The organism is Variovorax sp. 10L426, from assembly GCF_056395305.1.
The window spans coordinates 1-23641 of the sequence record NZ_JBFTJF010000002.1 but is presented as its reverse complement, the minus strand read 5'-3'; the positions used below and the strand labels follow the sequence as shown (position 1 = coordinate 23641).

General features: G+C 65.3%; 22 protein-coding genes. 9 read left to right on the top strand and 13 right to left on the bottom strand.

The features are described 5' to 3' along the window. Positions 1 to 46 precede the first annotated feature (46 nt). On the bottom strand, positions 47 to 1090 hold the full coding sequence (locus AC1DHL_RS02800; RefSeq protein WP_478160447.1) for an AraC family transcriptional regulator: 1044 nt from the start codon (positions 1088 to 1090) through the stop codon (positions 47 to 49). Between the two features lie 124 nt (positions 1091 to 1214). On the opposite strand from AC1DHL_RS02800, the gene AC1DHL_RS02795 reads away from it, so the two are divergent. From AC1DHL_RS02795 to AC1DHL_RS02765, 7 genes are all read left to right on the top strand, one after another. Continuing rightward, a complete protein-coding gene (locus tag AC1DHL_RS02795; protein WP_478104581.1) occupies positions 1215 to 2126 on the top strand; it encodes a TauD/TfdA dioxygenase family protein in 912 nt (303 codons plus the stop codon). A gap of 284 nt (positions 2127 to 2410) precedes the next feature. Beyond that, the gene (locus AC1DHL_RS02790; RefSeq protein WP_478160445.1) at positions 2411 to 3391 is read left to right on the top strand and encodes a quinone oxidoreductase family protein; all 981 of its coding nucleotides are present in this window, start codon (positions 2411 to 2413) and stop codon (positions 3389 to 3391) included. A 27-nt stretch (positions 3392 to 3418) separates the two neighbouring features. Next, positions 3419 to 4411, top strand: coding sequence for a Bug family tripartite tricarboxylate transporter substrate binding protein (locus tag AC1DHL_RS02785; RefSeq protein ID WP_478160443.1), 993 nt, complete (start codon positions 3419 to 3421; stop codon positions 4409 to 4411). A 77-nt stretch (positions 4412 to 4488) separates the two neighbouring features. Further along, the gene (locus AC1DHL_RS02780; RefSeq protein ID WP_478160441.1) at positions 4489 to 5745 is read left to right on the top strand and encodes a porin; all 1257 of its coding nucleotides are present in this window, start codon (positions 4489 to 4491) and stop codon (positions 5743 to 5745) included. A 35-nt stretch (positions 5746 to 5780) separates the two neighbouring features. Further along, the gene (locus tag AC1DHL_RS02775; protein WP_478104573.1) at positions 5781 to 6104 is read left to right on the top strand and encodes an ArsR/SmtB family transcription factor; all 324 of its coding nucleotides are present in this window, start codon (positions 5781 to 5783) and stop codon (positions 6102 to 6104) included. Positions 6105 to 6126: 22 nt separating this feature from the next. Continuing rightward, positions 6127 to 6633, top strand: coding sequence for an arsenate reductase ArsC (locus AC1DHL_RS02770; protein ID WP_478160439.1), 507 nt, complete (start codon positions 6127 to 6129; stop codon positions 6631 to 6633). Then, positions 6630 to 7268: an aquaporin gene (locus tag AC1DHL_RS02765; RefSeq protein ID WP_478160437.1), complete on the top strand. Its 639-nt coding sequence runs from the start codon at positions 6630 to 6632 to the stop codon at positions 7266 to 7268. Before AC1DHL_RS02770 ends, AC1DHL_RS02765 begins: the two co-directional genes overlap by 4 nt. Here the strand turns inward: AC1DHL_RS02765 and AC1DHL_RS02760 are convergent. The 3 genes from AC1DHL_RS02760 to AC1DHL_RS02750 form a co-directional block, all read right to left on the bottom strand. Further along, complete coding sequence (locus tag AC1DHL_RS02760; RefSeq protein WP_478160435.1) at positions 7250 to 7885, bottom strand: TetR/AcrR family transcriptional regulator; 636 nt, start codon at positions 7883 to 7885, stop codon at positions 7250 to 7252. The two genes, AC1DHL_RS02765 and AC1DHL_RS02760, sit on opposite strands and share 19 nt — an antisense overlap. Then, entirely contained in the window at positions 7886 to 9040 is a 1155-nt protein-coding gene (locus AC1DHL_RS02755) for an aromatic ring-hydroxylating oxygenase subunit alpha (protein ID WP_478160433.1), read from the bottom strand. It abuts the gene before it with no gap. A 94-nt stretch (positions 9041 to 9134) separates the two neighbouring features. After that, entirely contained in the window at positions 9135 to 9512 is a 378-nt protein-coding gene (locus AC1DHL_RS02750) for a hypothetical protein (RefSeq protein WP_478160431.1), read from the bottom strand. Between the two features lie 118 nt (positions 9513 to 9630). Here AC1DHL_RS02750 and AC1DHL_RS02745 point away from each other — a divergent pair, with 118 nt between their 5' ends. Together AC1DHL_RS02745 and AC1DHL_RS02740 are read left to right on the top strand one after the other, a co-directional pair. Next, positions 9631 to 11340, top strand: a complete 1710-nt coding sequence (locus AC1DHL_RS02745) for a SpoIIE family protein phosphatase (protein WP_478160429.1) — start codon at positions 9631 to 9633, stop codon at positions 11338 to 11340. Further along, positions 11337 to 13805: a PAS domain-containing hybrid sensor histidine kinase/response regulator gene (locus tag AC1DHL_RS02740; protein ID WP_478160427.1), complete on the top strand. Its 2469-nt coding sequence runs from the start codon at positions 11337 to 11339 to the stop codon at positions 13803 to 13805. The genes AC1DHL_RS02745 and AC1DHL_RS02740 overlap by 4 nt, the downstream gene beginning before the upstream one ends. Before the next feature lie 12 nt (positions 13806 to 13817). Here AC1DHL_RS02740 and AC1DHL_RS02735 read toward each other — a convergent pair whose 3' ends face one another. The 9 genes from AC1DHL_RS02735 to AC1DHL_RS02695 all read right to left on the bottom strand — a co-directional run bounded on the left by AC1DHL_RS02735 (position 13818) and on the right by AC1DHL_RS02695 (position 23637). Further along, positions 13818 to 14807 carry a hydroxymethylglutaryl-CoA lyase gene (locus AC1DHL_RS02735; RefSeq protein ID WP_478160425.1) on the bottom strand — a complete coding sequence of 330 codons (990 nt, stop codon included), beginning with the start codon at positions 14805 to 14807 and terminating at the stop codon, positions 13818 to 13820. Next, on the bottom strand, positions 14804 to 16027 hold the full coding sequence (locus tag AC1DHL_RS02730) for a CaiB/BaiF CoA transferase family protein (protein ID WP_478160423.1): 1224 nt from the start codon (positions 16025 to 16027) through the stop codon (positions 14804 to 14806). Before AC1DHL_RS02730 ends, AC1DHL_RS02735 begins: the two co-directional genes overlap by 4 nt. A 26-nt stretch (positions 16028 to 16053) precedes the next feature. Further along, a complete protein-coding gene (locus tag AC1DHL_RS02725) occupies positions 16054 to 17430 on the bottom strand; it encodes an MFS transporter (protein ID WP_478160422.1) in 1377 nt (458 codons plus the stop codon). A gap of 140 nt (positions 17431 to 17570) precedes the next feature. Next, positions 17571 to 18416 (bottom strand): tetratricopeptide repeat protein, encoded by an 846-nt coding sequence (locus AC1DHL_RS02720; protein ID WP_478160420.1) that lies wholly within the window; start codon positions 18414 to 18416, stop codon positions 17571 to 17573. Then, complete coding sequence (locus tag AC1DHL_RS02715) at positions 18413 to 19366, bottom strand: MlaD family protein (RefSeq protein WP_478160418.1); 954 nt, start codon at positions 19364 to 19366, stop codon at positions 18413 to 18415. Before AC1DHL_RS02715 ends, AC1DHL_RS02720 begins: the two co-directional genes overlap by 4 nt. A gap of 164 nt (positions 19367 to 19530) precedes the next feature. Beyond that, positions 19531 to 21162, bottom strand: a complete 1632-nt coding sequence (locus AC1DHL_RS02710; RefSeq protein ID WP_478160416.1) for an acyl-CoA carboxylase subunit beta — start codon at positions 21160 to 21162, stop codon at positions 19531 to 19533. Beyond that, complete coding sequence (locus AC1DHL_RS02705; RefSeq protein ID WP_478160414.1) at positions 21159 to 22745, bottom strand: class I adenylate-forming enzyme family protein; 1587 nt, start codon at positions 22743 to 22745, stop codon at positions 21159 to 21161. The genes AC1DHL_RS02710 and AC1DHL_RS02705 overlap by 4 nt, the downstream gene beginning before the upstream one ends. A gap of 5 nt (positions 22746 to 22750) precedes the next feature. Next, entirely contained in the window at positions 22751 to 23509 is a 759-nt protein-coding gene (locus AC1DHL_RS02700) for a GntR family transcriptional regulator (protein ID WP_478160412.1), read from the bottom strand. Further along, a complete protein-coding gene (locus tag AC1DHL_RS02695; protein WP_478104654.1) occupies positions 23506 to 23637 on the bottom strand; it encodes an acyl-CoA carboxylase biotin carboxyl carrier protein subunit in 132 nt (43 codons plus the stop codon). Before AC1DHL_RS02695 ends, AC1DHL_RS02700 begins: the two co-directional genes overlap by 4 nt. Between the last annotated feature and the right edge of the window lie 4 nt (positions 23638 to 23641).

The following is a 23641-nucleotide window of genomic DNA, read 5'->3' as shown; positions in this document are numbered from 1 at the left end:
CTGTTGATAGTCCGCTGCGCGGTCTCCCGGCCGGTCCCAGGCGTCCCTATCGCACTGAGGGCGGGGATGCTGCTTGTTGGCGGAGGGCGCCGCGTGCGGCCCTGCTTTCCTTGGCGCTGCAACCGAATTGCGCCTGGTACCAGCGCGAAAGTGCGCTCGGCGCGGAAAAGCCGAGCAGCATCGCGACTTCGGTCAACGGCCGATCGCTCTCGAGAACGTGACGCTTGGCAAGCTCCTTGCGGATCTCGTTGACCATCGATGAGAAGTTCTCGTCCTGCTCCGTCAGCCGGCGCTGAAGCGTGCGGCAAACGACGCCCAGATGCTCGGCCACCTGCTCGATGGTGCAACGTCCGCTGGGCAGAAGCAGCAGGATCGTGCGCCGCACGTCGCTGAGCATGGCGGCCTCCTGCTGCTTGGCCGATGCATCCAGCAACTGCTGCGCGTAGCGCACCATCGCCGGATCGGCCGACGGGTTGCGCGTGTCGAGATCAGCCTTCGCGCAGACGATGCAGTTGTAGTCGTAGTCGAACTCGACGTGCCGACCAAACACCCGCAGATGCGCACTCAGGTCGCGCGGCGCCGGATGTTCGAAGCAAACGCGTCGCGGGTGCCAACCGGCACCGAGGAACTGGCGCATCAACCGCACCATCACGCCGAGCGCCATTTCAATTCTTTGACGGGTGGACTGGTGCGCATTGCCAGCCTTCAACTCCTCGCGAATCACGACCAGACCTTCGCCTTCCTCGATCATGAGCGACAGCGAACCATTGAGCACCGTCTGGTAGCGAATCAGCACATCGAGCGAGTCGCGCAAGGTCGCCTGGTCGCGGATCAGCATTCCGACCGCGCCAAGGTTCGACAACTGGCGTGACTCGGCCATGCACAGACCGAAAGCTTCGTTGCCCGACGCCGTGACGGACGCCTGCAGCAGGTATCCGACGCGCTCGACCGGGATCAGGAGGTCCGGCTCGCGCAGAATGCTCGGACTGAGCCCTGCTTGGGAAAGCATCCGGTCAGGGTCCAGCCCCCCGGCACGGGCGACCTCGCTGTAGTTGGTGAGGCTCGCAGCACGGACCAGTGACGACGACATCGAAACACTCGGTGGGATTTGGCACCAAAGGATAAGTGGCTGTCATGCAATGTCAAGCGGGAGATTGCCGGCGCAACCACACTCCGAAGCATCAACGGCCATTCGACCAACGGAGACAAGCTTCATGATTCAAGAATTCGAAACGGCGCCCGCCGTGGTCCGCGCGACGTCTCTAGGCAACTCGATCCACGTCGAGCCGCTCACTTGCACGATCGGCGCCGAGCTTGGCAACGTCAACCTGGGCGCGGCCGCAGAGGACGACTCGCTGATGGCGGAGATCCGTGCGCTGCTCCTGAAGCACCGTGTCATCTTCTTTCGCGACCAGGACATCACGCGGGCCGAGCACGTCGCCTTTGCGCGTCGCTTCGGCGAACTGGAGGATCACCCGGTGGTGGGCAGCCATCCCGACTATCAGGGGTTGGTCCAGATCTACAAGACGCCGGACAGTCCGCCCGAACGCAACGAGAACTCCTGGCACACCGACGCCACCTGGCGCGACAGGCCGCCCCTTGGCTGTGTGCTGCGCTGCGTCGAATGTCCCCCCGTGGGTGGCGACACGATGTGGGTCAACATGGTCGAGGCCTATCGGCAGTTGCCCGAGGACATCAAGGCAAAGATCGAGCCGCTGCGCGCACGCCACAGCATCGAGGCCAGCTTCGGGGCTGTGATGCCGATCGAGAAGCGCCATGCGCTCAAGGCCCAGTACCCGGACGCCGAACACCCCGTGGTCCGCACCCATCCCGAGACCGGTGAGAAGGTGCTTTTCGTGAATGGCAGCTTCACGACGCATTTCACCAATTTCAATACGCCCGACAACGTGCGTTTCGGGCAGGACAAGGCGCCGGGCGCCAGCCACCTGCTCAACTACCTCGTCAGCCAGGCCTGCATCCCCGAGTACCAGGTCCGCTTCCGCTGGAAGAAGAACAGCGTCGCGTTCTGGGACAACCGCTCCACCCAGCACTACGCGGTGATGGACTACCCGCCTTGCCACCGCAAGATGGAACGCACGGCAATCATCGGCGACGTGCCGTACTGAGCGTCGTGGCGCTTGTCGCCACCTGGGTTTCGCCATTCATTCATCAAGCCGGCCGACGCTGCCTCAGCGTCGGCCGTTGCACTTCTTCGTCCCGATGAACAGATGACGGGACCTTCGATGGTCCTGTCATGAAAAGAAAAGTGCAAGGCACGCAACGTAAAGCGGGAACAAGTGCAAAGCCAGAAGATGCAGTCGTCAGTTCAGAGAATGCACTGATTGAGCTGGTTCAGGCGGCCCGTGTGGACCGATGAACCGCGTCGAACAAGTAAATGATTGGAGACAGCATGACGAGAATCGTCAGATTCCACGAAACCGGCGAGCCCGAGGTACTTCGTCTCGAAGACGTCGACGTGGGTGAACCCGGAGCGGGAGAAGTCCGCATTCGCCACGTGGCCGTGGGCCTCAACTTCGCCGACACCTACTTCCGCCGTGGCACCTACCCGGTTCCATTGCCCAGCGGCATCGGCAACGAGGGCGCTGGTGTGGTCGAGGCCGTCGGAGCCGGCGTGTCCCATCTCGCGGTCGGCGACCGCGTGACCTATACGGGTTTCGTCAACACGCTGGGCGCCTACAGCACGGAGCGGCTGATTTCCGCCGCACTGCTGATCAAGCTGCCGGAAGCCATCAGTTGCGAGACCGCGGCGGCCATGACCATGCGGGGCCTGTCCGCCGCGTACCTGGTGCGCCGGATCTACCCCTTCAAGGCGGGCGATGCGGTGCTGTTGCATGCCGCCGCAGGCGGTGTGGGCCTGATCGTTTCGCAGTGGGCCAAGTTGCTCGGGCTGACGGTGATCGGGACGGTGTCGACGGACGCCAAGGCCGAAGTGGCCCGCGCCCATGGCTGCGATCACACGATCAACTACAGCCATGAGGATGTGGCCAAGCGCGTGCGCGAACTGACGGACGGGGTCGGCGTGTCCGTCGTCTTCGACAGTGTGGGCAAGGCCACATTCATGTCGTCGCTGGACTCCCTCAAGCGACGCGGCCTGATGGTCTGCGTCGGCACCGCCTCCGGCACGATCCCGCCCTTCGATCCGCAGATCCTGGCGCGCAAGGGGTCGCTGTACCTGACCCGCCCAGGCCTGGCCGACTACATCGCCGATCCGACCGAAAAGGCGGAACTGGTCGATGAGCTGTTCGGCCATGTGGCGGCAGGCCGCATCCGCATCGAGATCAATCAGCGCTATGCATTGCAGGACGCCGTGAAGGCGCACCAGGACCTGGAGGCTCGAAAGACCACCGGCTCCTCCATCTTCGTCATTTGAGCGTCCCCCACTTCAAGGTGAACTGCCATGGTTCCAAATCTCTTGAGACTGCGACTCTTCGCAATCATTGCCCTTTCCTGGCTCGCAGCGGTCTCGCCTGCGCTCGCACAACAATGGCCCGACAAGCCGATCCGAATCATCGTGCCCGCGCCTCCGGGCGGCATTTCCGACATGGTGGCTCGAATGCTCGCCGAGCAACTGCGAACGAACCTGGGCCAGACCGTGCTGGTGGACAACAAGCCAGGCGGATCGGCCGTAATCGCCGAGCGGGCTGTGATGGCAGCGCCCCCCGACGGCTACACCTTGATGGTGGGGCCGTCGAGCATCATGTCCGACATACCCTTGACGGTGAAGACGCCCTACGACGTCCTCAAGACATTCACCTATGTGGCTGAAGCCAGCAGCATGATCCACGTGCTCGTGGCCAACGCGGCTTTTCCGCCCAACAATGTCAAGGAGGTGCTGGACTACGCCAAGCGCAATCCTCGGTCCGTCAGCGTGGCGAATCTCAGCATCGGCACACGTTCCAATCTCCTCGGCGAAATGCTCAAGGAAAAAAGCGGCAATGACATGCTGATCGTTCCGTACAAGGGTTCGGCGCCTGCCATGGTCGACCTGATGGGAAACCAGGTTCAACTGACCTTCGAGGTGGTGAGCAACGTCGTCCCGCTCATCAAGAGCGGCAAGGTCAAGGGACTCGCAGTTGCCTCCCCGACGCGCTCGCAGTATCTTCCCAACGTCCCGAGCTTCAGTGAATTGGGATTGCCGGATTTTGTCCTTCCTCATGCGAGCGTCGGTGTCTTCGTCCTGAGCAGTACGCCCAAGCCGCTTCTTGATCGAATCCAAAGCGAAATGACCAAGGCCGTGCACTCGCCCAAGTTCCGCGAAGCGCTGACCGCGCAAGGCTTGGATTTCCCGCAAGAGGCCTCGCTGGACCAGCTTCGGCAAACATTGGCCGAGACCCTGGCCCACAACCAGGCAATCATCAAGAAGCTTGGACTCAGCATCGCCCCTGAGTGAGCCCTCCACCTTGCCAAGGCCGCCATGCCGAGGGTGGCCTGGCTGTCTGAACACCACGCTGGATTTCGAGGTTTGCAATGAAAAGAACTCTGTTTGCACTGGCCGCCCTGGCCGCCGTCGACGCCGCTTCCGCGCAGTCGTCCATCACGGTTTTCGGCATCGTCGACGCTGCGGTCAGCGGCTACAGGAACCAGTCGGAGACGCCGTTCGGTGCAAGCGTCACCAAGACCCAGTCGGCCGTGACGAGTTCGGGCTACACCGGGAGTCGCCTGGGCTTTCGCGGCACGGAAGATCTGGGCGGCGGTCTGGCTGCCAACTTCTGGCTCGAGGCCGGCTTCAATACCGATACCGGCATCGGCGCTGCGAGCGGCGGCGGCCTGAGCTTCAATCGTCGCTCGACGGTGAGCCTGTCGGGCGTCTTCGGCGAAGTGCGCCTCGGTCGCGACTACTCGCCGACCTTCTGGAACGACAACATCTTCGATCCCTTCCTGACCAATGGCGTCGGCACCAACCTGATCGCAACCGCGAACGGCGGCACCGCCTTCGGCGTGCCGAACAGCGGGTTCCAGCTGAATCCGAACTACATACGCGCCAGCAACTCGGTGAGCTACTTCCTGCCGCCGAACCTCGGTGGTTTCTACGGCCAGGTCATGTACGCGTTCAACGAGAAGAACACTTACGACCCGGGCACCCTGACGCCTCCCGGCGCCGCTGCCATCGTCGCCAACCCGACGTTGGCCGCCACGGCCGACAACTTGCGCGTCGGACGCTACGTCGGTGCTCGCGTCGGCTACGCCAACGGGCCGCTGGACGTCGCGCTGGCCTACGGTGAAAGCACGATTGGCTCGAACTACTACGTCGGGTCGACAACCACGCTCAACACCTGGAATCTCGGCGCCTCGTACGACTTCGGCGTGGCCAAGCTGTTCAGTGAATATTCGAACAACAAGCAAGACACCCAACTGGCCGTCAACGCGTTCAACCCTTTCGGCCGCACCAAGCCGGGTGCCAATGGCGCCCTGATCGGCGTGACCGTGCCAATCGGTGCCAGCTTGATCCGCGCTTCGTACGCGGGCGTCCGGTACAACAATCTCCCGGCTGCCTTCTTCGCTTCGCAGCCGAAGGCTGATCAGTTTGCGCTCGGCTACGTGTACAACCTGTCGAAGCGCACCGCGCTCTACGCGACGGCCTCGTACCTCAGCAACAAGAATGGCGCCGCCCTGGCCGTGACCGGCTCGCCGCTCTTCTACACGGGCGCGGTTCCCGGCAGCATCGGCAATGCGGTGCCGAACACGTCCAGGGGGTATGACCTGGGTATCCGTCACGCCTTCTGATCCGAATTTACCCATATTTCCAGTATCATGGAAATATGGAAGAAATTGATGTTGTTCGCTCGCTCGCCGCATTGGCGCAAGGCGCGCGATTGCGCGTGTTCCGCGCGCTGGTCATCGTCGGCCCGCGAGGAATGACGCCCGGCGTCATGGCGGAAGGGTCGGGCCTCCCGCCGGCAACGCTCTCCTTTCATCTCAAGGAACTGACGAATGCGGGCCTGGTAACCCAGGAGCGCCAAGGCCGCCAACTCATCTATCGCGCCTCGTTCGAGCGCATGAATGCGCTGCTGGGGTATCTCACCGAGAACTGCTGCCAGGGCGAAGCCTGCGCCGTGGACGCAGCGAGCGCCTGTTCCTGCTGAACGAAAGCCATCGATGGAACGCATGAATGAGACCAGACCGATCAACGTGCTATTCCTGTGCACCCACAACTCGGCACGCAGCATCCTTGCCGAAGCCACTTTGAACCACCTGGGTCATGGACGCTTTCGAGCCTTCTCGGCCGGCAGCAGCCCGCGTGAGAACCAGCAGCCCAATCCGTTGGCGCTGGAGGTATTGCACAAGGCGGGCATCGCGACGGATGGCTTGCACAGCAAGAGCTGGGACGAGTTCGGCGCACCTGGCGGGCCGCACATGGACCTCGTCATCACCGTGTGCGACAACGCCGCGGGCGAGGTCTGTCCGTACTGGCCAGGGCATCCCGCCGCGGCGCACTGGGGCTATGCGGACCCTTCGGAGGTGCAGGGGGCGCCCGAAGAGAAGCTGGAAGCCTTTCGCCAGACCTTGCATGCCATTCGGCGGCGGATCGAGCTGCTGGTGAACCTGCCGCTGGCCGGCGTCGACAAGACATTGCTCCAGGCGCAGGCACGCGCTTTGGTCGACAAGCCATGAACCTCTGGCGCAATGCATTGGCCGAGCTGCTGGGCACGGCCGGATTGCTGTGCGCGGTGGTGGGCTCGGGCATCATGGCCGAGCGCCTGGCAGGAGGTAACGTCGCCATTGCGCTCCTTGCCAACACCCTGGCCACCGTGTTTGCGCTGTATGTGCTGATCGAAGTGTTCGGCCCGCTCAGTGGTGCGCATTTCAATCCGGCGGTCAGCGCCGTCATGGCGCTGCGCCGGGAACTGCCTGCGACGAGCCTGGGTGTCTATGTCGCAGCCCAGTTGGTGGGCGCGATGCTCGGCGCCTGGTTGGCCAATGCCATGTTCGACTTGCGTGTGCTCCAGTGGAGCACCAGGACGCGCAGCGGCTGGGGGCAATGGCTGGCGGAGCTGGTCGCGACATCAGGCTTGGTGCTGGTGATCCTGCGTGCGCCGGCGCAGAAGGCCGCCGCCTTGGTGGCCTGCTACATCGGCGCAGCCTATTGGTTCACGGCGAGCACCTCGTTCGCCAACCCGGCAGCAGTGTTCGGCCGAATGTTCAGCGATACCTTTGCGGGGATTGCACCCGCGAACGCAATGGGGTTCGTCGCGGCCGAGTTGGCAGGCGCTGCAATCGGTGTCCTGGTCTATCGATTGCTGCGCTGAAAGCAGTCCATTGCCAGGGGGGACACGACGCGCAGAACATCGCGCGCGATGGCCTTCATCCATTGCGTGTCGCTCTTCAGCGCCGATTCCGAAAAGGCCTTGCCGAATGTGGGACGCGCGATCTTTGCGTAGTTCAGCGTGCCGAGGATGATGGTGAGCACGACGAGGGCAGGAACATCGCGGCGAACGAGTCCGGCCGATTGCGCATCGATCAAAAGTGCCAGGCTGCTCAGCAGAAAGCCCTCGAGCGGTCTTGTTTGCGCGACCTTGATCCGCTCGGCGTTGTCGAGCAACTCGCGCGTGACGAGCTTGAATCCCGTCGGCCTGGCCCGCATCCACTGCACCTGAAGCTCCACGAATGCCTGCAAGCGCTCCTCGAGGCTTCCAGCCGATTCGACGCGCCGGCGCATGCGCGCCGTCAGTTCCTCGGCTTGCCTTTCGAGGACCACGCGATACAGCATCTCCTTGCTGGGGAAGTGATGGAGAAGCCCCGGATTGCCGACATCGCATTCGCGCGCGATGGCCGAGAGCGATGCACCCTGAAACCCGTGCTCGGCAAAGTGCTGCTCCGCGCGATCCAGGATGATTTCCTTGCGCGACTTGGGTTTGCCTGGCATCTAGCGCGCGACCTGCGTGGCAGCGATTTGCTGCTGAAGCTGTGAATGAAAGCGCGGTGCGATGTATTCGAAAGTGCCGAAGGTGAGCACTTCGTTTGCGCCGGATGCGAGGCCCGACTGGATCGACTCTGCCAGTGCGTAGTCTTCCGCGAGGGTGCGCCGGTACAACGCGACGTTGGCCTCCCAGTGCGCCGTTGCCTTCTCCGAGGCCGGCGCTTCCGGAATCAAGGTGAGCTCGTGCACGCGCGTGCGGGTCGCGCCGAGCGGCTCGAGGCAACTGAGCTGCGCGTGGTCGGGCTGGACCAGGAGGGTCGTGTTCGGGAAGAAGAAGTAGATCAGGTTGCCGTACCTTCTCGGGTCGAAGCCGGTGACCTCGGGCTTCTCTTCCGGGAACCTCTCCTTGATGAGGTAGAGGCGCCGATGAAGGTCGAACTCGTCGACGATCTGCATGTTGTTCACGAACATGTGGGCGATGGTCTGGCGATGGGCGACCTTGAAGTGATAGGCCTCGAACGAGCCATCGATCAGCAGCTTCCAGTTCGCTTCGACTTCGTAGGATCGCGGCGCGAACGCGACGGGCGTCCTGAGGCCTGCGAGCGACTCGAGGTTGTCCATCAGCGGTCCCAGATGTTCGCCGGGATCGCTTTGCGACATCGACGGATCGAGGATGACCCAGACGAGCCCCGCGCGCTCGACCGTTGCCAACTTGCGCAGTCCGGACTCTTCCTGCTTGAGGCAAGGAAAGCCGAAGGATTCGGGGACGCCGCGAAGCGCGCCATTGGGCTGATAGGTCCACGCGTGATACGGACAGACGAACGCACGCGCTTCGCTGCCACTGCCCTCGGGCACCACGCGCGCGCCCCGATGGCGGCAGACGTTCACGAAGGCCTGCACTCGCCCGCTTTCCTGGCGAACCAGCAGAAGCGGGACACCGAAGTGCGTCAGCGAAAGCCACGCGCCAGGCGATGGCAGCGACGAGCTGGCGGCCACGGGATGCGGGTGCTGGCGCAGCAGGCGCAGCTCCTCGCTCGCGACGGCCTCGCTGGTGTACTGGCTCACCTGGACCTGGTCGCCGTGCGCATCGGCGGCAGCCCTTCCGGCCTGCATGGCGACGGTCGCTCTGCGGTGAAGATCGGCGGCAAAGTCTTCGCTCATCCTGGGTCTTTCGGTTCGACGGGAGGTGGGTCCGCTCGCGGGCGACCGGCCACAGTCTACCGACTGACCAGTCGGTACGTCAATGCGGCCGGGGTCAGACCCGAGTGCCCAGGTCGAAGCACCGGCGATTCGTCCAGAGATTGACCAGCGCATCCAGTTCCGTCGCATAGATCGCCACCTGGGGAGGACCCAGGGAGCCATCGCTGCGCGCGCGGCTGCGCATGGACGCGTGCCAGAAGCCATCCGAAAGCTGCCTGTACTGGCCCAGGAATTCGCAGCCAAGGGGCGCAGCCAGCGAAAAAGCACAGCGCCGAAGGAGGATGCCGTCACTCCGCGATCCTTCCACCCCTCTTGTCGACACGAGCATATGCACCCCGTCGTCCTGCAGAACGCTTTCCTTCGGGATCTGGGTCAGCAGTTCCGGTGACCCGATTGAGTGTGGTTTGTCCATAGCAGCGTTATCGGCGGCCATGAGACAAGTTGTAGGCGATGTGTCACAAAAATGTGCAAGCGCCCCGGCGGCTTGCCATCTCGCCCTGCGGCTCGGAGAATTCCTTTCCCGCGCGGCACTCCAGCTGCCAGAGGATTTGATGAACCTCGACCCTGTCCCTCCCGTTGCGCTGGTGGTGGACGACGAGCCGGTGGCCCGCCTGATGGTGAAGCTGACGCTGGAAGGACTCGGCTGCTCGCCTGTCCTCGAGGCCGCCGACGGGTTCGCGGCGCAGCAGGTTCTGCGCGAGCGCCCGGACGTCGCCCTGGTGCTGACGGACATCATGATGCCGCGGATGGACGGCCTTGAACTGCTGCGCTGGGGACGCGAGGCCGCGCCGAATGCCATGTGGATCGTCCTGTCGGGGCTGGAGACCTTCGACACGGCAGTGGCCGCGATCCGTCTGGGGGCGTTCGACTTCCTTCCGAAGTCGCCGCGTTCGGAAGAGATGGAGGTGGCGGTGCGCAATGCGCTCGAGCGACGGCAACTGCTGGCGGAACGCGAGCACCTTCACCGGGAACTGCAGCGCAAGGTCACCGAACTCGAGCAGACCTCCGAAGTGCTTCGCCGCGATCTCGAGCGCGCGGAGGTCATCCAGCGTGCCCTGCTACCGCGCAGCCCGCCCCCCATGGAGGGCTATTGCATCCAGGCGGTCTACCGGCCAGGGCAGCATGTGGGCGGCGATCTCTACGACGTGGTCCGGCTGGGCGATCAGCACCTCGCCTTCTACCTGGCCGATGCCACTGGCCACGGGGTGACGTCGGCCATGCTCTCGGTGCTGTTCAAGCAGCGGCTTGTCCTGGTGGATCCGGCGACGGGCCTCCCACTGCCGCCGGCGCAGGTATTGGCCGCGGTGAATCGCTCGATCTGCGAGGCGCACGCCGCGCCGGGCCTGTTCCTGACGGCCGTCTTCGGCTTGCTCGATACGTCCGACTCGAGCCTCACCCTGGCTTCGGCGGGCCATCCGCCGGTGCTGCACGCACGCGACGGTCGCGAAACGCGCCTGATCCGCCGCACGGGGCCCGCGCTCGGGTTGGCGCCTGACGCGCACTTCCAGCAAGAGCGTCTCCAGCTGCTGGCGGGCGACCGGATCCTCCTCTACACCGACGGGCTCCTGCCCTCCGGGTCCGAGCGCGAACTGGAACTGCTGCAGGAGGTTCTCGCCAAACCGCTCGCCAGCGCGCAGGAAATGATGGTTCACCTGCATGCCGATGCGCCGGCGGGTGCGGACCGGGATGACGTGACCATCCTGCTCATCGACGCGCACGCCGGCACCTCGTGGTTCGACAACGGCGCCGAACTCCCTGCGGCGATCGCCGTGGCATCCGGCGCGCCGCGGCGCGAGAGTGAGGCGGTCTTCTATGGCGAAACAGAGCAGGCCGCCTACCTTGCGCTGCGCGGCCGGGCCAGCTGGATGCATTGCGATGCCTTCCACGAAACCGCCGTGGCCGTACTGGGCGGGGGACGCCCCCTGGTGCTGGACCTTTCCGGCTGCGAATACATGGACAGCACCTGCCTCGGCACCGTGCACGAGTTGGTCGCCCGAGGCGGCGTGGTGGTCGCGGGCGTGACGCCGGCCGTGCGCGCCCTGTTCGAGGAACTGAGCATGCAGCAGGTGCTGGCTGCCGTGCGGGATGACAGCCCCGCCGCGCCCGAACTCTATGCGCTGGGCACGGAGGGCGATCAGGCCTCGGTGCAGAAGCGGATCCTGCGCGCGCACGAGGCCCTCTCCGCGCTGAGCGACCGCAACCGCGAGGAGTTCAAGGACGTCGTGGAGTCGCTCCGTGGCGAACAGGACGCGCCGAGATGACTACTTCCATCCGAGTGCTGCAGCTCGAGGACGACCCGGCCGATGCGCAGCGCATCCGGGAGAGGCTGGAGGACGAGGATCTTGCCTGCGACGTCGTGTGGGTGAGAACCAGGGAGGACTTCGTCGCCGCCCTGCAGCGGCAAGCTTTCGACCTCGTGCTGTCCGACTACGAAATCGGCGGCCTGGAGATGCTGCGGCACGTGCGGCAGTACCACCCGGAGCTTCTGCTGATCGCGATTTCCAGCAGGTTGATGCCCGAGGAAGAGGCGGTGGATTGCATGAGGGCCGGCGCCACGGACTACGTTCTCAAGGAGCGGGTTCGGCGGCTGGGTTTCTCGGTGCGGCGAGCGCTTGAAGAACAACGGCAGAAGACGGCGCTGCGCCGGGCGGAAGAAAACCTGCGAGCCCTGAACGCCGACCTGGAAGCGCGCGTGCACCTGCGCACCGCCGAACTGGAAACGGCCAATGCGTTCCTGAACTCCGTGATCCACACCATCCCCTACCAGGTCATGGTCAAGAACGCCGATGACCTGAAGCTCGTCCGCGTCAACCGCGCCATGGAGCAATTGACGGGGCGCGGCCAGGACGAGTTGCTCGGCAAGACGATTCACGACTTCGTCAATTCCCCGGAGGAAGCCGAATTCTTCGCGGCCAAGGACAAGGAAGCGCTCTCGCTGGGCCGCGAAGTGGACATCCCCGAGGAGACCCTGCATGCACACGATGGCAGCGTGCACATCCTCCACGCGAAAAAGATCCCGATCCTGGACGACACCGGCAAGCCGCGCTACCTCTTGACCATCTCGGAAGACGTGACGGAGAGGAAGAGGAAAGAGCGTGAAATCGAGCGGCTGAACGCGGCCCTGGCACAGCGCAGCTCCGAGGTGGAAGCAGCCAACCGCGCCAAGAGCACTTTCCTCGCCACCATGAGCCACGAGATCAGGACGCCCATGAACGGCATGCTGGGCATGTTGGAACTCCTGAGCCTGACCGAGCTGGACGCCGAGCAGCGCGAGACGCTTGGGCTCGTGCGGGAATCCAGCCGGTCGTTGCTGCGCATCATCGACGACATCCTCGATTTTTCGAAGATCGAGGCCGGCAAGCTGGAGGTCCGCCCCGAGGTCGTGTCGGTCAAGCGCCTGGTCGAGGAGGTGCAGAGCATCTACCTGGGCAATGCCAGCAGCAAGGGCCTGATCGTCCGGCGGATGGTCGATCCGCGCATCAGTCCGGCCTTGCGGGTCGATCCGGTACGCCTGCGCCAGATCCTCAACAACTTCGTGAGCAACGCGATCAAGTTCACCTCCGAGGGCTGGATCGACATCAACGCGCAATGGCTGGGGCGCGCGGAGGGACAGGAAAAACTGCGCTTCGAGGTGAAGGACACCGGCATCGGCATCTCTCCCGAGGACCAGCAGCGGCTGTTCCAGCCCTTCAGCCAGGCTGTCGGTGACGAGGCGCGGCGGCGGCCGGGCGGCACCGGACTGGGGCTGGTCATCTCGCGGCAACTCGCGCACATGATGGGTGGCTCCATCCGCATGGAAAGCGCGCCGGGCACGGGCACGACGATCACCCTGGATTTGACGTTGCCCGTCGCCGAGCTCCCGCCGGGCGGCGATGCCGACCACGGGCGAGCCATTTCGACGGCCGCGGCCATGCGCCGCGTGGCTCCGAGCACTGCGCAGGCCGAGACGGAAGGAACGCTGGTGCTGCTGGTGGATGACCACCCCGTCAACCGCATGCTGATCCTGCGCCAGGTGCGAACGCTGGGCTACGCCGCGCAGACCGCCGACGACGGCGTCCAGGCCCTGGAGATGTGGAAGTCGGGTCGCTTCGGGCTCGTCATCACCGACTGCCACATGCCCCACATGGACGGCTATGAACTGGCGCGCAGCATCCGCAGGCTGGAATCCGAAGATGGACGGAAGCGAGTGCCGATCGTCGCCTGCACCGCCAACGCACTGCAGGGTGAGGCCGAGGCGTGCTTCTCCGCCGGCATGGACGACTTTCTTGTCAAGCCGGTGGAACTGGTGCAGCTGATCGACAAGGTCGATCGATGGCTGCCGCTTCCCCAAGCTCCCTCGCCGTCCGCCGCTTCCGCCGACTCGAGCCCGGAGGCCAGCGCCTCTGCCGGCCCGATCGACCAGGCGCTCCTCGAGGCGAAATGCGGGGGCGATGCGTCGATGGTGAGCGAGGTACTTGCGGCCTTCCGGCGAACGTGCGAGGAGGACTCGATCGGACTTCGGCAGGCGGTGGCCGCCGACGACGTCGCCCAGGTCACCCTGTGCGCCCACCGCATGGCGGGCGCCAGCAAGATGGTCGGTGCGCTCGCATTTGCAGCCGCATGCGAGAGCATCGACCGCGCAAGCCGCACTGACGACTGGGGAGCGGTGCGCGCCGGCATGCCGGTGTTCGAGCGTGAACGGATGCGGTTGGCCGATTATTTCGAGGGTCGCAAGGAAGCCGCCTGACGCGTTGAGGTTTCAGGCAACACGCGCGATCGCACGTTCACGAATGGCGGCGAAATCGTCAGGCACCGGATGCAGGTCGAGGCGGCGGCCGGCCTTGACGATCTGGCTCGGAATATCGTGACCGATCAGCCCCGGCAGGCGCCTTGCCGCATGGGTCAGCAGTGCGAGATCGACGCCTGTGCGGTAGCCCATCAATTCGAGCGCGTGGACGATCTCTTCGCTGCACACGTTGCCGGTCGCGCCGGGCGCGTACGGGCAGCCGCCGATGCCTCCAAGCGAGGCATCGAAGCGGTCAGCGCCAGCGTCGATGGCGGCGATCACGTTCGCCAGGCCGATGCCACGCGTGTTGTGGAAGTGCAGCGTGAGTTCGGTCTTCGGCCAACGCGCGCGGAAGGCTGCGGTGAGGGCCGCGACCTGACCAGGGTAAGCCATCCCGGTGGTGTCGCACAGCGTGACGCCGCGCGCGCCCATGTCTTCGACGAAACGGACGCACCAGTCGAGCACGGTGGTCACGGGCACATCGCCTTCCATCGGGCAACCGAAGGCGCACGAGAGCGAGACGTTGACCGCCACCTTGGCCTGCCGAGCCAAGGCGTTGACCTCCGACAGCGCCGCGAACGATTGCTCGCGCGTCATTCGCAGGTTGGCCAGGTTGTGGCTCTCGCTGGCCGACATCACGAGATTGAGTTCATCGGCGTCCGCATCGATGGCGCGTTCGGCGCCCCGAACGTTGGGCACCAGCGCGCTGTAGACCACGCCCGGCTGCCGCTTGATCTCGCGCAACACGATCTCTGCATCGCGCAAGGCGGGAATCGCCTTCGGCGAAACAAAGGCCGTCACCTCGATCTTCGCCACGCCCGCGTGCGACAGCATGTTGACCAGCGCGATCTTTTCCTGCGTCGGCACGAAGGCCTCTTCGACCTGCAGGCCGTCGCGCGTGCCGACTTCCTGCATGTAGATGCGCCGGCCGGCGCCGTTCCAGAGTGTGTCCTTGTCGTTCATGCGACCACCTTCCTGCCGCGCAGGGCGGCGATGTCCTTTGTTGAAAATCCGAGCTCCCCGAGCACCGCGTCGGTGTCGTCGCCGAGGCGCGGCGCGGAAGAGCGCACCGTGCCCGGCGTGCCGAGCAGCTTGGGCACCACGCCGGGCACCTCGACGACGTAGCCGTCGCGGGTGGTCTGCTTCAGGAGCATGTCGCGCGCCCGATAGTGCGGGTCTTCGGCGATGTCCTGGGCGGTGTAGACCTTGCCGGCCGGTACCTTGGCATCGCCGAGGGTGGCGAGCACCTCGATCACCGGGCGCGTTTGCGTCCAGGCCTCGATCGCCTCGTCGAGCTGCGCGACGCGGGCCACCCGGCCGGCGTTGTTCGCCAGCTCTGCATCGGTGCCCAGGTCGTCGCGGCCGATGACCTGCATCAGCCGTTTGAAGATGCTGTCGCCGTTGCCCGCGATGAGCACGTAGCCGTCGCTGCAGCGGTAGGCGTTCGATGGTGCGATGCCGGGCAATGCGCTGCCAGCCGCTTCCCGCACCGCGCCGAAGGCGCTGTACTCGGGCAACAGGCTCTCCATGACGTTGAACACCGCCTCGTGCAGCGCCACGTCGATCACCTGCCCCTGACCGCCGTTGACCTTGCGGTGGTAGAGGGCCGTGAGGATGCCGATGGTGCCGTGCAGTGCCGCCAGCGTGTCGCCGATGGAGATGCCGCAACGCACCGGCACGCGGCCCGGCTCGCCAGTCAGGTGGCGCAGGCCGCCCATCGCCTCGCCGATCGCGCCGAAGCCCGGCAGGTCGCGGTAGGGGCCTGTCTGGCCATAGCCGGAGATGCGCAGCATCACGAGGCCCGGGTTCAGCTTCGACAGCACGTCGTAGCCCATGCCCCAGCCTTCCAGTGTGCCCGGCCGGAAGTTCTCGATCAGCACATCCGCTTCGGCGATCAGCTGGCGGGCAATGTCCTGGCCTTCGGTGCTGCGCAGGTCGAGCGCGATCGAGCGCTTGTTGCGCGACTGCACCTGCCACCAGACGGAGGTGCCCTCCTTGATCAAGCGCCAGTTGCGCAGCGGATCACCGGTGCCCGGCGCCTCGATCTTGATCACATCGGCACCGAATTCGCCCAGCGTCTTTCCGGCGAAGGGGCCGGCAATCAGTTGGCCCATCTCGATAACGCGTACGCCCTTCAGCGCCGCCGGTGTCAACGGCGAGTTTGATGTGGAGGTTTCGTTCATTGGCTCGTTCCTTGGCTCAAGATGCGTCAGTGTGAGGCTTGGGTCGCGGCCGAGTGGCCCTGCTGCGACGATGACGCGTGCTCTTCCCTGCGCCGCAAGCTCGCGGGCAGCCCGTAGAGCAGGATCGCCGCACACACGAGGCCCAGGCAACCGATGACATACAAGGCCGGCGTGGTGCTGCCGGTGATGTCCTTGATGCGCCCGACCATCACCGGGCTGACGATGCCACCCAGTTGCCCGAGCGTGTTGATCAGCGCAATGCCGCCGGCCGCACCTGCACCGGTCACCAGCTTGGGCGGCAAGGCCCAGAAGGCGGGGATGGATGCGATGACGCCCGCACCCATCACACCCAGGGCCACGACGACCATGGTCGTGCTCTTGTCGAACATGCCGGCCGCGAAGAATCCGATGGCCGACAGCGCGATCAGGCCGGCGACGAACTTGCGGCGCTCGCCGGTCGCGTCCGAGAGCTTGCCGACGACCAGCATCGCGATCGCACCGCACAGGTACGGCACGGCCGTCAGGAAGCCGATGACCGTCGGATTCGTGCTGCCCGACGTGCGAATCAGGTGAGGCGCCCAGAAGTTGAGGCCGTAGGACGCGACCTGGATGAGGAAATAGATCAGCGCGAGTGTGAGGAATCCGGGCGTCTTCAGCGCGCCGAGCAACGAGTGACTGCCGATGCTCTTGTTCTGGTCGGCGATGCGGCTGGACAGGAGCGTTTGCTCGGCCGGCGTGAGCCAACCGGCGTCCTGGATGCGGTCTTTGAGCACATTGAAGACCAGGATGCCGAGCACGACACACGGCAGGCCACCGACCAGGAACAGCCAGTGCCAACCCGCCATGCCCAGTGCGCCGTCCAGATTCGACAACACGAGGCCCGCGACAGGCGCGCCCGCGAGCCCCGCAAAGGCCGATGCGAGGAACAAGGTCGAGGTGATGCGGCCGCGGTAGGCAGTCGGAAACCACAGCGTCAGGTAGAACAACACGCCCGGTGCAAAGCCGGCTTCCATCGCGCCGATGATGAAGCGCAGGACGTAGAACTGCCACTCGTTCTGCACGAACACCATCAGTGCCGTGGCGATGCCCCAGGAAATCATGATGCGGGCGATCCAGCGCCGTGCGCCGACCTTGTAGAGCATCAGGTTGCTGGGCACTTCGAACAGCACGTAGCCCACGACGAACAGGCCGGCGCCGAATCCGTAGGCGGTATCGCTCAGGCCCAGGTCGCTTTGCAGTGCGAACTTGGCGAAGCTGATGTTGATGCGATCGAAGAAAGCGAACAGGTAGCAAATCATGATCAACGGCATGATTCGCCACGCGACCTTGCGCACGATGCTTGATTCGCTGGGTGATGCATCGACGCTGGTGGCGCCGATGCGAGGCTGAGTGATTGAGGTCATGCTTTGTCTCCAGGGGTGCATGAATTCTCGAATCGCTGCCTCACCGAGGGAACGACAAAGCCGCAGCGCCAGCTTTCGTCGATCGCGAAAGCAAGGCGGGGTTTCCCCCTAGGTTGCTTGCCCTCCCGCCGCGCCGCCGGCTAAGGCGCGGCGGTTGCCAGCAACTTCGCGGTGCGCTCGGCACCAGCATCGTTCTTGGCCGCCACCGCCACGTCGTGGGCCCTGGCCCAATAGTCCTTGGCGAGTTCCGGTTTGTCCATGGACGCCTGACCCAGCAGCAGCAAATCCTGATAGATCTTTTCGCTCGCCCCTGCGGCCTTGTCCATCCCCAATGCTTCATGAAGCAGGGGCACCGCAGCAGCGGGGGTCTTCAAGGCGATGTAGGCACTCGATTGCAGACGCAGCGCGTTCGCCTTTTCCAGCGCATCGTCCTTGGCAAGGGCTCCGTGGGCTTGCTGCGCGAATCGCAGCCCCTCCTCGGCGCGCCCGCCGCTCAGCGCCATGTATGCCTTCAGATTGAGGATCTTTCCCCTCACGCTGCAACCGCTGCCGCAGATCACGCCAGCCCGATCGAGCGCTTGTTCGGCGCTCGCACGGTCGCTCGCCTGGACCGCCATCGCGCGCCTCAATGCAGCTTCGGCGCGTCGGTCTGCACTGAACGCAAGGCGGCGCTCGTCCAAGACCAGATCCAATTGCTTCAGCGCCTCGTCCTGGCGACCCATGCCCAGATAGACCATGGATAGATTCAGGCGCGCGGCTGCGATCGCGTCGTCGTCCTCTATCGACTGTCCGACAACGAGTGCTTGCTGGAAAAACGCCAGGGCACGCGGCAGGTCGCCCGCCTTGAAGCGATCCATTCCCTGCGTGTTGAAGCCCTGGGCCTGCACGTATGCCGCCGAGCGCACGGGCGGTGTCGAGCACGCCCCGAGCAGGGCCGCTCCGACGGCGCACAGGCCGCACGCGATCAGTCGGCGCGTGCGCCTCATGGCGCTTCTCCAGGGAGCGGCAGGCCGCCGATGCTGTCGATCGGCAGTGACTGCGGCGTGGTGGCCGTGCCGGTCAGCATGCTGATCGGCCAGGTCTGGCGCGCATTGCTCACCATCTGGTTGGTCTGCGTCGCCGCGGCCTGAACCTGATCGAGCACGGCCGGCAGTCTTTCGGAAGCCTGCGCCGCCATGGCCTGCACGTCGGCGCTGGCCTTCTGCGAGGTTGCGGCGGCCTGCTGCACTTTTTCGATCACCGCAGGCGCTGCTTGCTCCACGACCTCGATGGTGCGACCGGCCCTTTGCAGCGTCGCCGCGGCTCCGCTCTCGATGGTTTTCACGGTCTGCTTCGTCTGATCGATCACCTCGCCCGTCTTCTCGGCGATGGCGGGCATCTTCGAGACAACGTCCTGACCCGCCTTCAGCGTCTGCTGGAAGGACCCGTTCGGATCCGTCAGGCTCTCGGTCAATTTGCGAGCGTCGGCGATGACAGGCATCAACGCCGACTGCAATTCCTGCAAGATCTGGCCGCCATCCTTGCCGCGCTCCAAAGCCAGCACGTCGCCGGGATCCAGCGCTTGCGCGCCGCCGCGCGGAGGCACGAGGTCGATCGTCGGCTGGCCGATCCCGTTCTCCTGAACCAGTCTCGCCCGCGTTCCCTTCGGTAAGTGCGCCATGTAGTCGCGGCCGATGCGCAGTTCGATCCGAGCGCCCTGCTCAGAGGACTGCGTTGTGGGCAGCCCGATGCTCCGAACGCTGCCGATGACGACCCCACGGGTCGTCACCTGCATGCCCTCGGTCATTCCGGCTGCGTCGGGCGCCTCGACATAGAGCCGGTCCTGAGGGCTGAACGACCAGCGCTGCTGATAGGCGTAGTAGGCCAACATTGCGGCGACGAGTACAAGGAGGGCAACAACGCCGACAGCGAAGCGCCTCGAACCAGGCTTGAGCATCGACATCCTCCGGCAGACAACAAATTGGCAGGGGCGGATCGAATCACGCCATGCACTGTAACCGCGCTGATCGATTCTCCAGCCGCGCAGCGCAGCAGGTTCTTTGCGCTGTCGAGTTGCGTCGGCATGCCTGCTCTCCTGCTGCGTCACCGTGCGCCGCTGCTTCAGCGCATCGTGCGACCGACGGGGCCGAGCTGCCGGCTCGTCGCCCGGTAAGCGTCCTCGACCCAGGAACACAGCAGCGGCCGCGTCATCGCGGGCTCGATGATGTCGAGCACGCCAAAGCGTTCGGCCGTGCGCATCGGCGACGAGATCGCGTGATAGTGCGCCTCGAGGTCGAGCCGATGCGCGACCGGATCTTCGGCGGCAGCGATGTCCTTCTTGTAGGCCGCGGCAACGCCGCCCTCCACCGGGATCGAGCCCCAGCGCGCCGAGGGCCACGCATAGCGGTTCGGCAAGGAGGTGCCCGAAGGCCCGTGCAACGGGCTCAACATGGCGCCGGCCAACCCCACACAACGGCGAAGCACGATCGCAAGCCAAGGCACGCCCGACTGCTCGATGGCGTGCATCGCCTGCAACGCCGCCGAGATCGTGCCTTCGCGCTCGGCGTCGGCGCCAGTCATCACGCCCGGCTGGTCGGCCAGATTGACGATCGGCAGGTGGAAGGTGTCGCAGAAATCGACGAAGCGCGCCATCTTCAAGGCCGCCGAGCGTGTCAGCGCGCCGCCCATCACCATCGGATTGTTCGTCATCACGCCGACCGCGTGTCCGTTCAACCGGGCCAGGCAAGTGATCGTCGAGCCGCCGAAATCCGGCGACATCTCGAACAGCGAGCCTTGATCGAAGATGGCCTTGAGGATCTTGCGCGCCTGGAACACCTTGCGCTTGTCCGCCGGAATCGCCTGGTTGAGCCACGGGTCGCAGCGATCGGCCGGATCGTCGCAAACCACGCGCGGCGGTTGCTCCCATACGTTGCCAGGCAGGTACGAAAGAAAGCGCCGCGTCGCCTGCAGGGCTTCCTCTTCGGTATCGACGGCCAAGTTCACCGCGCCGCTGTAGCGGTGCATTGCGTCGTAGCCGCCGAGCGACTCCTTGTCGATGTCGATGCCCAGCGCCTGCTTGACGACGGGCGGACCGCCGGCGAAGACTTGGCTCTTGCCGCGAATCATGATGGCGAGGTGTGCCGCGCCGACCCGCACGGCGCCCAATCCGGCGCAGGCGCCGAGCGCGATGCCGACCACGGGCACGACGCCCAGCAGCTGCGTCATCGGCAGCATCGGGTAGCCCGGGATCTTGGTGTGGCCGAGCTTGTCGAGCAGCTTGACGCTCCCGCCTGCGCTGTCGATCATGCGCACGAGCGGCAGCTTGTATTCCCAGGCGTAGCGGTCGGCGTAGATCCACTTCTCCGACACCGACCCTTCGGACGAGCCGCCCCGGATCGTGAAGTCGTCGGCCGCGACCACCGTGCGCCGTGCGTCGATCTTGCCGATGCCGACGACGGCGTTGCTGGGGGTGAACTGCTCGCGCTTGCGATCCGCGCCGTATTGCACCGATCCGGCCAGCGCGCCGATCTCGTTGAAGCTGCCGGCGTCGAGCAGGTGGTCGATGCGCTCGCGCGCCGTGAGCTTGCCCTGCGCGTGATGGCGCGCGACCTGCTCCTCGCCGCCGAGCGCGTGCGCGATGGCGCGGCGCTGCGCCAGTTCGTCCAGGTCCTCGGCCCATTCGCCCGCTGCGGGCTGCGCCGTCTGTGTCGTCTTTGTCGTCTTTGTCGTCTGTGTCGTCTGTGTCGTGTTCATTTGGAAGTTGCTCCTTGGATACCTTGGGGATGGCCTGCCAGCCACGCATCGCGCAGGTCGTTCTTGGTCACCTTGCCGGCGTGGTTGCGCGGCAGCGCGTCGACGAACTCGATCACGCGCGGTTTCTTGTAGCCGGCGATCTGCTCGGCGCAGTGCCGGGCGAGCGCGTCGGCATCGCTCGTTTCTCCGGGGCGGCGGACCACGAAGGCCGCGATCACCTCGCCCCACTCGGAATCAGGCAGGCCGAGCACTGCCACTTCGGCCACGGCCGGGTGCGTGTGCAGGGCGTCCTCGACCTCGCGGGCATAGACGTTGAAGCCGCCGCTGATCATCATGTCCTTGTTGCGGCCGACGATGTAGAGAAAGCCTTCGTCGTCGAAGCGACCCAGGTCGCCGCTGTAGTACCAGCCGTCGCGGATGGATTCACGCTCCAGGTCGGGACGACGCCAGAACGCGACTTCGCCGATGCCGCGATGCGCGATCGCGATCTCGCCGACTTCGCCTGCCTTCAGGGGATTGCCATCGGCGTCCCGCACGGCGATGTCGACGTTCATCGTCGGCCGCCCGCACGAGGTGACGCGTTCGGAGGGCTGGCCGTCCTGCAGGTGGTCGTGCGGATAGAGCACGCACAGGGGCTGCACGGCCTCGGTCATGCCGTATTGCTGGCGCAGGATCGGGCCCAGCCGGCCCAAGGCCTGATGGACCATGCTTGTCGGCGTGGGCGCCGTGCCGTAGTGCACCCGACGCAGCGCGGACAGGTCTGCCGCGGGGTTGGCGGCGATCACCTCGAGCAGGCGGCCCAGCATGGTGGGCACGACCATCAATTGGCTGATGCGATCGCTGGCGATCTGTGCCACCACTTCTTCGGCATCGAAGCGATCGGCCACGATGTTGCGTGCACCACGCAGGTAGCACGGCAGCAGGTGCACACCGGCCGCGTGGGTGAGCGGGCCGACATGCAGCATCGCGTCGTCGATGCCAAGGCCATATTCCATCGCGGCGAAATGGTTCGCGAGACGTGCCTCGAAGCGCTCGATGCTGTAGGCCACGCCCTTCGGCTGGCCCGTCGTGCCCGACGTGTAGGCGATACGCAGCAGCAGGTTCGCCGGAACCTTCAGCCATGGTGCACGGTCCGCTGCACGCTCGAGCAGCAAGTCGTAGTCGAGCACGTCGGCGTCATGCCAACCCACGCCGATGACGACGCGCAGCGACGGCACGAGCAAGCGAACCTTCTGCACCGATTCGCGGAACTCTGCGCCCGCGATGAGCACCGAAGCGCCCGCATCGTTGAGGATGCCGGCCTGTTCGCGCACCGTGTGACGCGCGTTCAGGGCCACGTAGCCCTGTGCGGCCTTTTCGGCACCGAACTGGGCCTCGATGCTCTCCACCGAGCTGTTCAGCAGCACCGCGAGGCGCTCACCAGGCATCAGCCCCAGGCCGATGAGCGTGTTGGCGAGCTGGTTGCTGCGCCGCTCGATCTGCGTGTAGCTGTAGCTGCGGTCGCGAAAGACCACGGCGGGCCGGTCGCGGAACTGGGTCGCTGCCCAGGACAGGGCGTGCCCTGCGATTCGTTCGGAACTCATGGAAATCAATCCTTTGTGTGTGTTGGAAGGTCGGCTGCCTGCAAATGCCTGATGGCTTCGCGTCGCAGGGCCTCGATCAGGTCCTCGATGGCATCGGCCGCGACATTCGGGTCGCCGGCCTTCAGCGCGTTCACCATCGAGCGCCAAGTGCGCGCCGATTCCTCGCGCCGCGCGGCGCTCGCGAGGCCGAGCATCGAGTAGCGGCGCGTCTGCCGGGCCAGCGAACCCAGGATCTCCGCGAGGCGCTCATTGCGGGAGGCGTCGGCGAGCAGGCGACCGAGTCGATTGCTGATCGCGAGATAGGCGTCGGCCCCGACGGCACCGTTGGCCGCGGCCTCGAGTTCGCACACGCCGGTGTCGATCGCGGTCATGAGGTCGTCATCGCGAGCGGCAAGTCGACGGACCATCGAGCCGACCAGGTCACGGCGAATCTCGAACAGATCGCCCACTTCCTTGATGCTGAGCTGCGTGACGTGCGCGCCGCGATGGGGCTGGATGCGCACCACGGCGTCGCGCTCCAGGATGCGAAGTGCTTCGCGGACGGGGCCGCGGCTGACGTCGAGCTGCTCGGCAATCGCCTCCTCGCGAATGCGATCGCCGGGTGCGTAATCGCCGGTCGCGATCGACAGGGAGATGCGCTCGGCAATCTGCTCGGCGAGTGTCATCAGTTGGCGACCGGCGGATGAAGCGCGCATGGACAGCGCCTCGCCTTCCGCGCCGTAGCTGGTCTGCATGTCAGCGGCGGCCTTCTTCACGGCGCTCATTCCTCTTCGAAGACCGCGATGTCCTGGCCTTCACGCACGGGAGCGCCTTCGGCGATGAGGATCTCGACGACGCGGCCGGCTTCGGGGGCGACGACGGGGATTTCCATCTTCATGGATTCGAGGACCATGAGG